Genomic DNA, 14,451 nt, shown 5'->3' with positions numbered 1-14,451 from the left:
TAATTGGGACAGAAATATTTCGTAATGGGACTTACGACAAAATGCAAGCAATATACTGGCGACAGATTTCCAACTATTGGCCCAGAGCATACAGAAGCAAGTGACCATTGCCCTACAAGTATCATAATAGAAATATGATACACTCTTGCAAGCCTCTCAAGCGAACGCTGAAACCAAGTAAGCGTGTTTTTCTAATGCACTTCGGAATCGAAATTTAAAATGTATTTTCCATTTACCAAGCGTATGACCAGCATCTTCATGTGTTTTAATACTTGCAACAACTCAAAAGGAGTCATGAAAAAGCAAGTCTCACTGACCAATCGCATTTGTTAAGGGAGAAGGCATGACTCCCAGCCTCTACAAGAATGGACGCACAAGTTGACAGTTAATTCCAAAAAACGGGGAAGCTTACATCAGCTAAGTAATTCAATGGAATTGATATTTGTCAACAAATTCCTTTGTGCTTGATTCATAATTTATAGTGTATTAGCTTTAATAATTCTGTCTAAAATAGAGCTAAATCATTTAGCCTGTAATTGATCTACTACTATGGAATTATTGTTTAAATCTCTGTTCGCCATTACCCCTTTATCAGCTGCATACAAGCAGCAGCTAAGACAATTCGTTATTGAAAAACACTACACAAAGCACCAATTATTACTTACCGCAGGCGACAAACTGTATAATGTTTATTTTATCAAAAAGGGGTTCGCTCTAGGCTAATTTTACACAAAAGGAAAGAGAGTTACAACTTCGTTTTGGAATCAAGGCCAGTTCTTTTGATTTTGTTTCTGGAAAGAGAGCGTCTAGTTACATTGAGCTGGTTGAGACAGCATCATGCTTTCATTGTCCTATGAACATTTATTGGAAACTCAACAATCTGTTTTCGGAGGCTAAGGCTTTTGAATGTTTCTTGGTGCGAACAAAAGTGGCCAATTGTTCAGTTTATTTTAAGCAGCGAATAAACTTCGGTATAATAGCTGGAAAATCATTCCTGCTTTTGAAAAACGACTACAAGCCAGCCTGCGACACTTTTTCCGATTTCTTTTTGCTTGTATTCGGCCACCCGTTTTAAGCTTTCTTTTTTTCGTTTTTTCTTTAAAATAAGATTTTTAGACAAATAAAATATAGCTAATAAATAAAGTATTCACTCTAAAATTTACACAAAATGGCTCACAACATCAATTTCAATGAAAGCACAAATCAACACAGTTTCTTTTCCGTTGGGCAAAAAGCATGGCATGGACTGGGTACAATTGTTTTGGACTATCTGACAAGCAGCGAGGCATTACAGTTCGCCGGCTTGGATTATAAGGTGATAAAAAGTCCTTTGTTTACCAGACCTAAATCCAATAACGAGTCAGACATCTATGTGCCGGAGTATTACGCTACTTTGCGAACAGATAATAATGCTGTTTTAGGCGTAGTAGGCAAGGATTACCAGATTGTACAAAACACCGATGCTTTTTCATTCTTTGACAGCATAGTGGACGGCGATGGTATCATGTATGAAACTGCCGGTGCCTTGGGTAAAGGAGAACGTATTTTCATTACGGCAAAATTGCCAGACTATATCAAAGTTGGCAAGGATGATTTAATAGAAAAATACCTTTTCCTTACGACTTCGCATGATGGTAGCGGCAGCATTACCGCTGCCTTTACTCCAATTCGTATTTGCTGTCAAAATACACTTAATGCGGCCCTTAAAAACATCAGCAATTCTGTTAAAATCCGTCATACATCAGGTGCTAAAGAACGGTTGGAACTGGCTCATAAAGTCTTGGGTATTTCCAATAAACTGAGTATTGAACTGGAAACTATTTTCAATCATTGGTCAACAATACATATTTCCGACAAAGAGATGAAAGAGCTTATCAAACTGGCCTTGGTCCCCAATAATGAAGTATTGGCCAATTTGCAAAAAGGGAACAGCGAGGAATTATCAACCTGTTTTAAAAATAGGTGTGACCATGCTTTTGAGTACGCCATGAGCAGTCCAGCTCAATTAACGACCACGACGAAGGGAACAGTATTTGGCGCCTACAATGCTGTTACGGGTTACTTCCAAAATGTGCGCACCTATGCTAACCAGGAAGCTAAAGTTAAGTCATTGTTGCTTGGCGGAACTGGGCAGCTGCGAGCGAAGGCGGCCTTTAAACTTTGTAATGATTTTGCAAAACATGGAAGGGTGGTATTGTCTTTAAATTGATCTGAAATAGGAGGAGGATTAAGCTTCTACCCTTCTCCAAAGTTCTTTGACCGTCACCAGATTTTTTCAAAATCTTTAAGTTTTTAAGGGATAATACCAATACCCTTGACGGTTGCTACAACCGTCTTTTGGTGAACGTCCAAGCCGCAGCAACGTTCGATTTGAAGAGAAAATTCTACAACGCGTCCATGAGAAGTGTTTTAGGTAGTAACAATTTTCATGGCCGTTGGTGAATTCCTAATTCATGTATGTTTTATTGTCATTTACTTTGCATTGATCATTCACATCCCCGAATTATCCATTTGAGTCTGATTATCGATTTTAATCTTTTGTTTTAGCTTGTAATTCATCTAATGGACTTTTTATCAGTTCAATATTAGGGGTAAAGTTTTTATAAATAATGGTTGTTCGCACATCGCTATGTCCTAATAATTTTTGCACCACATGAATATCATGTCCTGCTTCTACCAAATGAGCAGCAAAGGAATGTCGAAAGGTATGACAGGAGGCAGGTTTATCAATTTTTGCTTTGATTAGAGCTTTTTTAACGGCCTTATGGAGAAAACTTTCATGTCGGTGATGTAATCTTTGTTCTTTTAAATGATGGTCGGATGGGAAAATATATTGCCAATCCAAATCAAAAGGTGCGGAAGGATGTTTTATTGCTAGCATTTTAGGTAATGATGCTCCACAAAATCCATCCTGTAACCGCTGCTGATGCTGAATTTTAATCCAATTAATCCGGAGTGTTAAAGGTTGTTGAAGAATTTGAGGCAAAGGAAGGCTTCGCATAGCATATTTACTCTCATGACTTATGTGGAGCTGCATTTTTTCAATGTCTATATCTTTAAGGCGTAAGTTAAGACATTCACTTAGTCGAAGTCCACAGCCGTATAAAAGAGTTACCATAAGCCAAGCTTCGTCTTTGAGTACTTCCAAAATGTGTTTAATTTCAACACGAGTAAAGGTTACTGGCACTTGTTTAGTGATCTTAACTTTATCATTATCCTGAATTGCTACAATAGGTTTCTCAAATACCTCCCGGTATAAGAAAATAATAGCTTGTCGGGCTTGATGCCTTGTGGATGCACTAATTTTTCGGTCATTGGACAAAAAATTCAGAAATGTATTTAAGTCCTCTTTCTTTATTTCTGGGGGAAGGTGGTTGTTATGAAAAACAGAATATCGGTAAATCCAATCCACATAGGCCCGTTCAGTTTTCTGACTTAAGTGAAGAAAGCGAATCGCTTCGCACACCTGATTAAGGAGGTTCATATGATAGAATGTTTTTTGAGTTAGCTGTACTCTAATTTGCTGAAAAAAAGTTGTTTAATCAATTATTTCTTCCTTTAGGTTGGATTATCAAGCCTAAAATTTTTCATTAGTTTTTAAAATGATAGGGTTAAATTTGGAACACATTTACGGTTTGATTCCTATTCAATCAAGAATCCTGATGTTCCAAATTATTAATGAATCTATCAAGAAAGTGAGGTAAATAATTATGGAAACTGAACGTGTAAACCGATTATTGATTAAATTATAAATCTGCCACACAAACAGGTAGGACATAGATAAGACAGTGCCTCTGGATTTGCCTTGACCTGCCCCTATTCACCATTAATTAAATTTTTATTATGGCAACAACCGCTTTGGGCCCTACAATGGCCGGTGGCATCCAACCTATTGTAAAGGATGGCTACGAACTCATCTATTATCCTGACGTTAACAATGACGCCTTGCAAAATGAAGGTAAGCCACCTGTTTTTTACTGGCTGCCCAATTACGTACACATCGCTCGAAAGAATGGAAGAGAAGATGGCGACCTAATGTTTGTGATGATCCGCTTTGCGGGTAAACAAACCAGTGAAGCCAATATAGGCCTGGAAGAAGGGGAAAGTCGCGAAGTTGCAGGAGGCGTTCTGGCAGTGACCACTACTGCCGCTCCGCCTGACCATGTGTTGGAAGAAGGTCAGCAGGAGATTATTAATCTATACCAGGGGAAGGTAGATTATTTCTGGGGTATTCGCTCCAATGTTAAGCCGGTATTCCGGCCAGCAGTGATTACTTCCAATTACACATCTATCTCAAACTTGTCGCCAAATGCAGATGGATCAGTGGTGCAGCCTGTGTTGGCTAATTCGGGTACTCCCGGTAATCCGGCCACGCCCGCTACACCGACACCCGCAGCGCCAGCAACCCCGGCAGCCCCCACTACCCCAGCTCCTGCCGGTGGCCCTGCTGCACCTAACCGCGAGGTACGCTACGAAATTGTACCGGTACCTCGCTTCATCACTGAAAGGGGATTTAGCACCCGAGCTTTCGATAAACGCAGCACTCGAGATGGTAGTAATCTCGATCCCTGGTATTTTAACATGCAGGGGCAGGGTAATGGATCCATCGATCCTATGGGACAAAGTGCATTCACTGGGCTCATGGGTGTTTATCCGGCAAGTATTTTATACCAGTCTTTCAAAATGGCATATACCCCCGTACGTGTTTGCCAGGCCCTCAAGGTTAAATTCTGGGTGCCGATTATCGAGATCACCATCAAGGGCAACTGGGATAAGGTGTTCGATCATTTTTCTGCGAACGTTAAAGGTCGTTTCTTATGGTTCTCCGCAGATATCAAAGCCGAATTCAACAATATGCGTATAAATGGGACAATCGAAGTGGATGTGAAAATTGATCCCACTATTCCGGGTGCAGACAAAATCCAGGAATATGTTGACAAGAAGACGGATCTCATTTCGCAGAAATTCATGGAACAAGCCAAAGGAATAATTTTCGATCCCCCACCACCGAATGTGCCGGCGGCTGAAGCCAGCAGTGGCGGAGGTGGCTTATTTGGACTCTGGGGTGTTGGTGTGGCACTTAAATATCGCCGTGATAGCACTAAACTGAATTTGAACTACCATGAGAAAAGGCAGCTCGCATACCTTCAGGATCATGTGATCTCTTCCAATCTGGAAGGCGCTTTTGATGTAATGAAAAGAGATCCCGATGCCGAGAAAAAATATTTCCTTACTGTATATATGGACGATTGGCCAAGGAAACTGGCGCGTATCATTAAGCCCGTGGTGAACTGGCCGCAACCGTCGCAAAACTGGGCCGGGGAACCCGTTTCTTTTATGTCTGTACAGGTAGGTTATCCCAACACGGCTGGCGAGATCGACTGGGTGGGTCATATTTTCGAAAGCAATGGCTCCAGCACCGATACCTGGAAAATTGAGACTTCTCGAAAGAATGCTGCTGATGTGAGTAACGCGCCTGCTAACTGGACGCCAGATAAAACTTTCATCAAGCGTAAAGTACACATGATGGAACCACCCGATCCTATCGCCAATCCATATGTGCGTGTGCAGATCGAAGATAATGAGATTAATCTCGATCCGGGTGAAAATGGCAGCCTTGTAAATGATACGACGCTTGAGCTGAGAGCGGATGAGGCCGGTCGTGTTCGAGTTGGACCTCTGGGACTTAATGTGTTATTGGAGAACAATAAGCAGATTGTGGAAGTTACTTTCCAAGCCACGGATGAAGATGGCAATGACCTCCCCAAATTCCCGCCACAGAAATTTATCTGGAAGGATACTGACCAGGATTTCTCCAGGTTTTGGTCTGTATTTACATCAGACATTAATGTGCGGTCTTTCTTCAAATACCAGGTACGTGTGATCGTAAAAGGCAGTCTATTCACGAAAGGCATGGAATGGACAGGGCCATGGGTGCGCAGTATTGGCAACGGACCTTTAACCGTTAGTGTTCCTTCAACAGAAGATGAAGGTGTAGTGATCAAGCGTGATTTCCAATCCAAGGCCAGGGAAATCACAAGTCAGCAACCGGCAGGTCCATCTTCGGGTCATCGAGGCACAGGCGAAACAAAACCACCAGTCCTTATCAAAGGCAGTTACACTGTGGAAGAAGACGGGCCAGGTCATCAGCCACCATCCGGTAAAGTTCCACTCTCCCGGAAAATGTCCACCCGTTCTGTTACTACTGATAATGGATGGAAACAAGTATAACCCGTAAAAGCGTTGTTGTTATGCCAACATATGACATACAGGAAAAAGAATTCCACCTGCCCAACGGGATAGTGTTACCCTATCTCGAAAAAGAGAATGCAATTATTAGCATCTACCCAATGCTGGCCCCTGGCAACAACGCATTTTCCTTCTTCTTTAACGGCCGTTACCCGGCGGATGAAACGGATCCGTTGCCTTATCTCGAACGCGCTACATTTAATTGTTCATTGGCACTTGATAATCTGTCTGTGGAAGAGATGGAAATAAGCACCATTATTCGAACTTCTACCCGGATACAATTGATCCATGAAACAAATGAAAAAAACCTTGTATTGACAGAATCCGAGTTTGCTGGTCATAAGTGTACTCTTCTCATCGAACTGGATGCAACCTCGGCTGGCGCGTTATGGCTAGCAACAAATGGGCAGCCTTCAAGACTTTGGTTACATATAACGTCTTCTATTTATCATTCGTCAACGCGAAAGCATTTCCTGGTCGAAAGTCGAATCGTATTAGAAGATTTTTTACAGCTGGGTGCGGAATACACCGTCAGTAAAAAATATTTTGATGCTGCTTATGGGAATTACCGTGAGATCCAAAGGAAGTTTTCCGGCAACCTGCAAACACGTAATATTAATAACACTCTTGTCGCCAAACTTGAAAATGGACAGATAATCAATGCGGCCTTTGCCAACCTGCCCATAAAAGGCTTACCCGTAATGTCGAATAAATTGCTTACCCAATTGGCCTTTGATCCACTGACCAAATTACACCGGATCGACAATTGGGAGATCAACGTAAACGGAAAAGAAAAGATCAAATCATATCCTATTGTTACAGAGGTATCTAAGGATTGCTGGATCAATCGCAAGCAGCCAGATGAAGTGTTGATTTTCCCCGAAATACAAGTGGTTGTTCCATCTCTGCAAACACCTGCAAGTGATGCACCTTTCCGGTTCAACTTTCGAAATACCGGTTTGAACGACACGAATGGAAAACCAGTACTGGAAGGAGACCTGACCTTAACGCTGGACTTTACCATCACTCCTGCACTGTTGCAGAGTGCAGAAGCGACATATCCCGGAAAAAGCACGAAAAGCCTGCATTTTGAACAGGTGAATTATATTTTGGAGATTCCCTATGCTGACCAGCAATCACAATCCCAAATCCTACAGCTGACGACCCGTGATGTCACCACAACTGCCAGTGGACAAACCAAGTTAGTTTTTCGATTGATGAATGCCGCGATCCGTCTTTGTTATGCAGCCATCGCAATGAACAGTGGCGCGGCCCCTGGGCTCAGCCTGAAAGTCGAACTATCCTTTCGTGGATATTCCCCCGTAGAGCCAAAACTGTTTCAACTGACCAATATAATTGGGTCCAAGATCGAGTCGGTTGCGGCACTTAATGTCAAACCAGTGCGGGGAGTCAGCCATATGCTCGCCTCCAAAATTCATGCGAATATGCACCTTCTTCAACCCGCAGTTGCCTTGCAGCCGGTAATACTGGCCCAACTGGTTGAGCCTAATGTAGAATATAAGTTGCAAACATTTATTCGTAGTGTGTCCATCTTTGTTAGTTTCCCCTGCGCCAGCTTCGGACAGTTCTACCTGGAAGAAAAAGACTTGGAGATCACTGCTATCGGGTGCAAAGAGGCATATAAATTGGGGGAGGCACCGATTGCCCTATACACACTTTTGGAAGAACTCACAACTCCGAAGTATAAAATTTATCGCTCTACTAACGTGCCAAATGATTTTCTTTTGGTGCCTACCCGTTATGTTATCGGTCGCCAGGTGATCACCAATAATGAAAAGGAACAATATCGGCCGACTATTTTGCTTTATTCCACCATCGATGTAGTTGGTGGTACCAGTAAATGGGTGCTGGATGCTACTCTTCAGCCAGACATAGGCCTCGAGGAACGCGAATTGATAGACAGCGCGCTTATCGAACTCACGCCATATCCGCCCAATCTTGAATTTCTGACTGAATTAGTTTCGGGCACAACAGATGTGGAACTATCAATGGACCAACTAACAAATACGGCTACCCGAACAACGGCTTTTGGGAAGAATGTTCGGCTCACTATAACCACAGACCTGTCTTCGATCCTGATTTTGCTTGATATGTTAAAACATGATGCTATCACCGGGGTGTTTACCACTACTCTTGCAACAGGAGAAACCTTTTCCACCCAGTTGCTCCCTAGCCTGCAAAATATTGGTGGAGAATGGGAACATGGACATGTCTGTATAAAGCTAGCCACACCGGGACAATTATCCATCAGCAACAAAACCGAGTGTCGGTTACAGGTTACCGGTATTAGAGCCTACCTCCAGGATGGTAGCGGGTTTGAAGATCTTGAACTGATTTCGGAGATCCCGCCGTTTGGAGAATGGTCAGGATCGATACCGGACAAGTCATATACACGTTTCCAGGCGAATTATACCGTAGTGGAATCTCCGCAGGTGGACCTGGAACAGATCAATAATTATATCGAGGACGTACAATGCCAGGTTATATTCCTTACTACCATAGATTTTGCGAAAGCAGGACTAGCGGCTATAGAGATAAGTTATCGTCTCCATAATACAACAACAGAAAATGCCCTGCAACTCACAATTACTCAAACAAACCAGGAAGTAGCCATCCAAATGCCTATCACTCATTTCCTGATGGAGCGCGTGGTCGATTACCGGGTTACAAAACTTATCCGTAACGATCAAACCATAGATGCCTTCGACCAACCTTTTTTGGCACAGGATCTATCCACCCAGGGAAACATTATCACTATCGAATCAACTGTAATTTATAACTAATAAAAATCAATCTTATGTCAAGAGGAATCTCCTTACACATCGGCTTGAATCATGTAGATACAAGCCAATATCCCGACTATGTCATCCCCGAATTATTCGGGTGCATTAACGATGCAAATTCGATGAAAGTGATTGCCCAGCAGGCAGGATTTACAACCGTTAATCAGTTGATCGATGGCCAGGCCACTGCAATGAATGTTCTCCAAAAAATTGAAGCGGCGGCTTCTCAATTGTGCAACGGGGATATTTTTCTGCTCACTTATTCTGGTCACGGTGGGCAAGTGCCCGATGAAACAGGCGAAGAAGAAGACGGTCTCAACGAAACCTGGATTCTATATGACCGCCAGTTAATAGATAACGAGCTCTACAATTGTTGGCAACATTTTGCAGAAGGAGTACGCATCTTCGTATTATCCGACAGTTGTCACAGTGGCTCCATGGTACGAATGATGCTAATGAATTTCATGAATCAAAAGAGAGAAGGTAAAAGAGGAGTCCGTACTCCTTTTAGCGAAACGGACTTGTTGCAATTCAATAGCCAAATGAAGAAAAGGACTTTACGCGCAATTAGTGATGGATTAAAACCCAAAAATATTCCAATAGGTGCAAGTCTTAAGAACTATATTTTAAAACGGGAGCTATACCAGAATATCCAACTTCTCACCCGCAGTGCCAAAGCAGCTGATGAGTTCCTGGCTTCGTTGATTTATATCTCTGGTTGTCAGGATAACCAGTTAAGCGGTGACGGTGATTCCAATGGGATTTTCACTGGCCGACTGCTCACTGTTTGGCAAAATGGAGCCTTTACTGGTGATTACCCGAATTTCTATGATACTATAATTGCTGGTATGCCGGCCGACCAGAGTCCAAATTATATGACGCTGGGCAGCAACTTATCTCCCTTTGAGGCACAAAAACCCTTTACTGTATTGGCGGTCGTCAGCAGCAACAATAATTCAGGTGGAGGATCATCTGCCTTACCTTGTATGGTAGGGCCAGCCTCCTGGTGTTCCAGTAATTTGCCGCCCTGTTTTAATATCGACAAGGCAGGAAATCCGCAGTATTATGTAGAGTTTGCAACGGATAACAAACTCTTCAATGCCGCCAACGAATCAGAACGGACGGCTGAGAATTTTTATGCCAGTTATAGCGATGCCCAAAACAATTATGAACTTGAAGCCGACAATACATACACCATGAAGTCCTACACCTGGGATGCCATGAAAAATGCTGATCAAATTTTTTATCGTATTGGCTCTACAATTGATTACAACTGGAACGGTTGGAAGGTCTCTTTTTCTGACGAAGATTATTCTTCTGCTCCCAGCTTCCAGGTTATTGCCGAGGATAGAAATAGCACAAATGGTCCCGGCGTTTCTGGCGAATATACCGGTGAAAGCAGCTCAGAAGAAGCAACAGAAACAGTAGGTAATAAAATTGAACAATCCGTTGGTAAAAATGGGACAAACCAGCGAGCCGATGTAAAAGTGATTCAGAAATTGCTGAAGCAGGTAGATGAAAACGAAGGCGGTACTTCCACTCTTTTGATCGATGGTATTTGTGGGCCTAAAACAATTGCAGCCATCAAGAAATTCCAAACAACGAATGAGTTAAACCCTTCGGGATTGTTCCGACCTGGAACAGGATCGGTAATCCTGCTGTACATTAAATCAGGAGTAGCCGATTATAGTGTGGAAATGGTCTAACCAAAGGCAAGGATAGGCAGTTGAAAGAGCTGCTTATCCTCATTCATTTTTACCAATTAAATGAAAATATTATGCCCCATTTTGTTCCAAAATATTTACTGTTTTTGCTGTTGATTTTTTTTGTTGGCATTCATGCTTCGGCTCAACCCTGGGTTTCCCGACATGGCTTATCGGCTACCGATTATAAAATCGAATTTGATAGGTGGACTACCCAAGGTTATACCATATTTTAAAACTCATTATGCAGGAAAGCCTACAAAAAAGTATTTGAAATTGATGAAGAAAATAAAGGGTAGTGAAAACTTGTAATGAGGAGAATTGCCTTTGTATAACTATAATTTTGGATATTTATGTTGAGATTAACATCATTTTAGAGAAAAAAAATCTTTAGTTCTAAACCTACATCACCATCCTTTGCCACCATAATCTCGGGATTGCCTATAATGATTACCTGGAAATATAATGTATCGGAATCATCAAAATCAATTTTAATTATTTAAACTTTTGTCTTATGAAAACTTTAAAAAATTATGCTTTGTGTCTTTTAAGCATCAATCTATTCGTGTGGGGTTGTGAAAATTCAAACTCTGAAGAAATGCTTCAAAAACAACCACAAATAAACAAACTAAATCATCAAGATGTAGAGAAGGTTGAAATTGAATGTAAAAAAGCCAGAGTCTGCAGCAACGTTGAGGAATTAGATTTGCTTTCTACAGGAGGGCCTGCTGCTGACTATGAGAATCCTGAAGTAATCGGCAAGGTTAGAGTTTTTAATGATAAAGAATACTTGTATGTTAATTTTTTAGTAAATGAATGGAACAAAGGATTGAGTAGTGTTACTTTGTATGTCGGCAGTTTTAAAAAAGGGGAAATTCCATTAACCCTCAGTGAATTTCCTTTTAAATCATCAGTTGAATTCGATCTAACTTCATGCGATTTTTTTAGGAGTTATACAGTAAGAGTGCCTCTCCATAAAATGAAAAAAGCTGACAATTTGATCATAGTTCCAGTATTGGGCATTGAAGAGAACGGGTTTCAAGTTAATTCGAATGACCCTTATGACTGTGCGTTTTTTGACAAGTGGTCTGGTTGGGCTGGCTCAGTACTTGATTTAAACAATCGAATCTATTATTTTGAGTATAAAGTAAAAAAGTGTTATGAAAAGGCTGAGGTAAATTAAATAGTTAATTTAAAGTCAACAAAAACCGCTAAGAAATTATCATAGCGGTTTTAATTTTTTTATTAATTATAGAGATATTCAGCTTATCAATCCCCGATATTAAAAGTGATAAAATGGGCATCCCCCATTGAAACAACTCTGTTTTCGGAAATATCTTGGGTAATTAGATGCGATGACGTAATTAGTGATTTAAAAGCCTTATTACCCTAATTACGAAATTAATATCGATAGTAGCCAGAAAAATTCCATTGTTTCTAAAAAAATCTCAATCTTTCTACTACTTCTTAATCCTCATCCTTTTCCTTTTTCTTGTCAATATAGATAAAAGCAGCGTGAGTTGGGGCCGGGGCAGGTTTCCCCTTAAGGCCTTGCCAAAGTACCTCATTAAACAAGAAATCAGACACATTATCCACTTTGGTGAAATCAAAAAAGGCGCTTTTTTTAGCAGCATCACTCTGCGCTATGTTTTTGTCATTTAAATTGATATTGGAAGGTATATGCCTATACATTGAAAAATCAGGGTTAGCTGTAAACGCACGCCATAAGGAAGGCGCAGCCGCATCGTACTGGGTCATTGGCGGTAAGCCTAATATTAGTTCAATAGTTCGTAATACTGATGAAGTTGAATACATTGTATGATCAATGAAACCTTTTTTTACGTGAGGGCCAGCTAAATAAAGCGTACTTCTATGAGCATCTACATGATCTGCGCCGTTTTGGGCGTCGTCTTCAAGCATAATCACTAAAGATTCTTTCCAAATCGGACTTTTACTTAAATGTTCAACCAGCAATCCTACCGCTAAATCATTATCCGCTACATGAGCGTAAGGGGTTGGTCGTCCTACTGCCATTCCTTCGGTATGATCGTTTCCCAAGCGGATGGTATTTAAACGTGGGACAGCATTAACCGCAAGCAATGAATCAAAATCCTTTTGCCACAATCTAAATTTTGAGGTATCCCTCACACTCATTGTCCAATCGAAGTTGGGGCATAAATGGCCGCGGAGTATTTCTATATTGGGTTTGTTTACACCCGCAAACTCGCCATAAGTCCTGTAGCTGACATTATTGCGCTTGCAGTTATCCCAAATAAAGCCACCCTTATTATTGGCTATTGTTCTAAATCCTTCACCATCGTATGATCCTCCTCGGCCACCGTAGCTTGTGGGCCAGGTTTTTTCAAGGTAGTCGGTGGCATAGGCTCCTAAACTCCAGTTATGGCCATCTGCACTTACTTCTGCATCGCAATAAAAATTGTCAAACAAGACAAAGCGCTTAGCGAAATCATGTTGGTTTGGTGTGTACTTCTCGCCAAACAATAATAGAGTAGTATCTCCATTTGCTCCCGGAACATCACTTAACACTTGATCAAAAGTTCTGTTTTCTTTAACAATGTAAAACACGTACTTAATGGGAGAAGGAGAACCCACTTTCATAGGAATAGGATTACCCTCCTCTCCCGCTGCATTCAATTCCCTTTCCTTGCTATATGGTGTATTTTTATAAACTGCGGACGTATAAATATTGAGCTGTTTACGTGTAGGCTGTTTAATCTTACTTAATGTTCCTTTAAACAAATTACCTATATACTGCACTTCCACTTTTTTTTGCAAATCGCCTAAATGCGAGGTTACTGTTTGTTTTTTACCTAGCGGATTTGGGCCATTCGGATTAGATATTGACTTAAAGCCTTTTCCATTGCTGACATAGATATTTTTGCCGATAACCTTTACATTGGTTGGATACCATCCTGCTGGAATAAATCCTTTCGATAAGCTCTTGCCTGGTTCACTTACATCAAATACTGCAATGCAATTATTGTCGGCATTGGCAATATACAGTGTTTTTTGATTTTTGCTTAAAGCCAGACTATTAGTGGTTGAACCGCTTGGTGCATTAGGGTACAAGGCTGCATTTAATGTTTCAATGACCTTTCGTTGTGCTACATCGATTACTGAAACTGAATTATCGTTTGCATTGGCCACATACAACAACTTTCCGTTTTTCGACAGAATTAATTCATTGGGGTGATCGCCTACATCAATTGTTGATTCAATGTTTTTTAAAGCGATATTATATATGGCTACTTTTTTAGCTCCCCAAAGGGTAATAAATAGTGTTTTTTTATCGGCTGAAAGCAGGCAAGAATAAGCTTCTGAGGCTAGTTTAACTTTATTTTCAACCTTTTTGCTAAGGAGATTAAGTTCATAAAGACTGTTGTTTTCTTTGGTAACCACAAAAAGCCTTCCCGCTACTTCATCTATATCAAAACCTGCCGGAGATATTTTTTCCTTTTTATTGCGGCTCAAATAAATCGTATCCGGATTTACCAGCCTTTGATTGATGATGGCATAACGCAAGATTTGGTTATCGTTGCCTGCTGAGGCGTAAAGGTGTTTACCGTCTTTGCTAAACTTTAGTCCATACCATGATTTTGCTATGGTCATGTCATCAAGGGTTTTGAAACCCTTAACATCAATTAATTGCAAAGACTGACGACCCTCCTGACTTG

8 protein-coding genes are annotated in these 14,451 nt (G+C 41.1%); 6 read left to right on the top strand and 2 right to left on the bottom strand.

Annotated elements, in window-relative coordinates:
• Positions 1-1,168 precede the first annotated feature (1,168 nt).
• Positions 1,169-2,209, top strand: a complete 1,041-nt coding sequence (locus L2B55_RS11870; RefSeq protein ID WP_237845823.1) for a DUF932 domain-containing protein — start codon at positions 1,169-1,171, stop codon at positions 2,207-2,209.
• A 321-nt stretch (positions 2,210-2,530) separates the two neighbouring features.
• Here the strand turns inward: L2B55_RS11870 and L2B55_RS11865 are convergent, their stop codons facing one another.
• On the bottom strand, positions 2,531-3,484 hold the full coding sequence (locus tag L2B55_RS11865; RefSeq protein WP_237845819.1) for an integron integrase: 954 nt from the start codon (positions 3,482-3,484) through the stop codon (positions 2,531-2,533).
• A gap of 359 nt (positions 3,485-3,843) precedes the next feature.
• On the opposite strand from L2B55_RS11865, the gene L2B55_RS11860 reads away from it, so the two are divergent.
• The 5 genes from L2B55_RS11860 (at position 3,844) to L2B55_RS11845 (ending at position 11,939) form a co-directional block, all read left to right on the top strand.
• Positions 3,844-6,231, top strand: a complete 2,388-nt coding sequence (locus tag L2B55_RS11860) for a hypothetical protein (RefSeq protein WP_237845817.1) — start codon at positions 3,844-3,846, stop codon at positions 6,229-6,231.
• Positions 6,216-9,053 carry a hypothetical protein gene (locus L2B55_RS11855; protein ID WP_237845815.1) on the top strand — a complete coding sequence of 946 codons (2,838 nt, stop codon included), beginning with the start codon at positions 6,216-6,218 and terminating at the stop codon, positions 9,051-9,053. The genes L2B55_RS11860 and L2B55_RS11855 overlap by 16 nt, the downstream gene beginning before the upstream one ends.
• A 14-nt stretch (positions 9,054-9,067) precedes the next feature.
• Positions 9,068-10,759 (top strand): caspase family protein, encoded by a 1,692-nt coding sequence (locus L2B55_RS11850; protein ID WP_237845811.1) that lies wholly within the window; start codon positions 9,068-9,070, stop codon positions 10,757-10,759.
• A 71-nt stretch (positions 10,760-10,830) separates the two neighbouring features.
• Positions 10,831-10,992: a hypothetical protein gene (locus L2B55_RS19060; protein ID WP_420854504.1), complete on the top strand. Its 162-nt coding sequence runs from the start codon at positions 10,831-10,833 to the stop codon at positions 10,990-10,992.
• A gap of 278 nt (positions 10,993-11,270) precedes the next feature.
• The gene (locus tag L2B55_RS11845) at positions 11,271-11,939 is read left to right on the top strand and encodes a hypothetical protein (protein WP_237845806.1); all 669 of its coding nucleotides are present in this window, start codon (positions 11,271-11,273) and stop codon (positions 11,937-11,939) included.
• 284 nt (positions 11,940-12,223) lie between these two features.
• On the opposite strand, the gene L2B55_RS11840 is transcribed toward L2B55_RS11845, so the two are convergent.
• Positions 12,224-14,428: a bifunctional YncE family protein/alkaline phosphatase family protein gene (locus L2B55_RS11840; protein WP_338092183.1), complete on the bottom strand. Its 2,205-nt coding sequence runs from the start codon at positions 14,426-14,428 to the stop codon at positions 12,224-12,226.
• Between the last annotated feature and the right edge of the window lie 23 nt (positions 14,429-14,451).

This window comes from Solitalea lacus (assembly GCF_022014595.1).
GTDB lineage: Bacteria > Bacteroidota > Bacteroidia > Sphingobacteriales > Sphingobacteriaceae > Solitalea > Solitalea lacus.
This window is presented reverse-complemented; position numbering and strand designations above follow the sequence as displayed.

Excerpts from the sequence above, each read along its gene's own strand:
- L2B55_RS11855 (WP_237845815.1), top strand. The coding sequence starts at position 6,216 with ATGGAAACAAGTATAACCCGTAAAAGCGTTGTTGTTATGCCAACATAT.
- L2B55_RS19060 (WP_420854504.1), top strand. The coding sequence starts at position 10,831 with ATGCCCCATTTTGTTCCAAAATATTTACTGTTTTTGCTGTTGATTTTT.
- L2B55_RS11850 (WP_237845811.1), top strand. The coding sequence starts at position 9,068 with ATGTCAAGAGGAATCTCCTTACACATCGGCTTGAATCATGTAGATACA.
- L2B55_RS11870 (WP_237845823.1), top strand. The coding sequence starts at position 1,169 with ATGGCTCACAACATCAATTTCAATGAAAGCACAAATCAACACAGTTTC.
- L2B55_RS11865 (WP_237845819.1), bottom strand. The coding sequence starts at position 3,484 with ATGAACCTCCTTAATCAGGTGTGCGAAGCGATTCGCTTTCTTCACTTA.
- L2B55_RS11845 (WP_237845806.1), top strand. The coding sequence starts at position 11,271 with ATGAAAACTTTAAAAAATTATGCTTTGTGTCTTTTAAGCATCAATCTA.
- L2B55_RS11860 (WP_237845817.1), top strand. The coding sequence starts at position 3,844 with ATGGCAACAACCGCTTTGGGCCCTACAATGGCCGGTGGCATCCAACCT.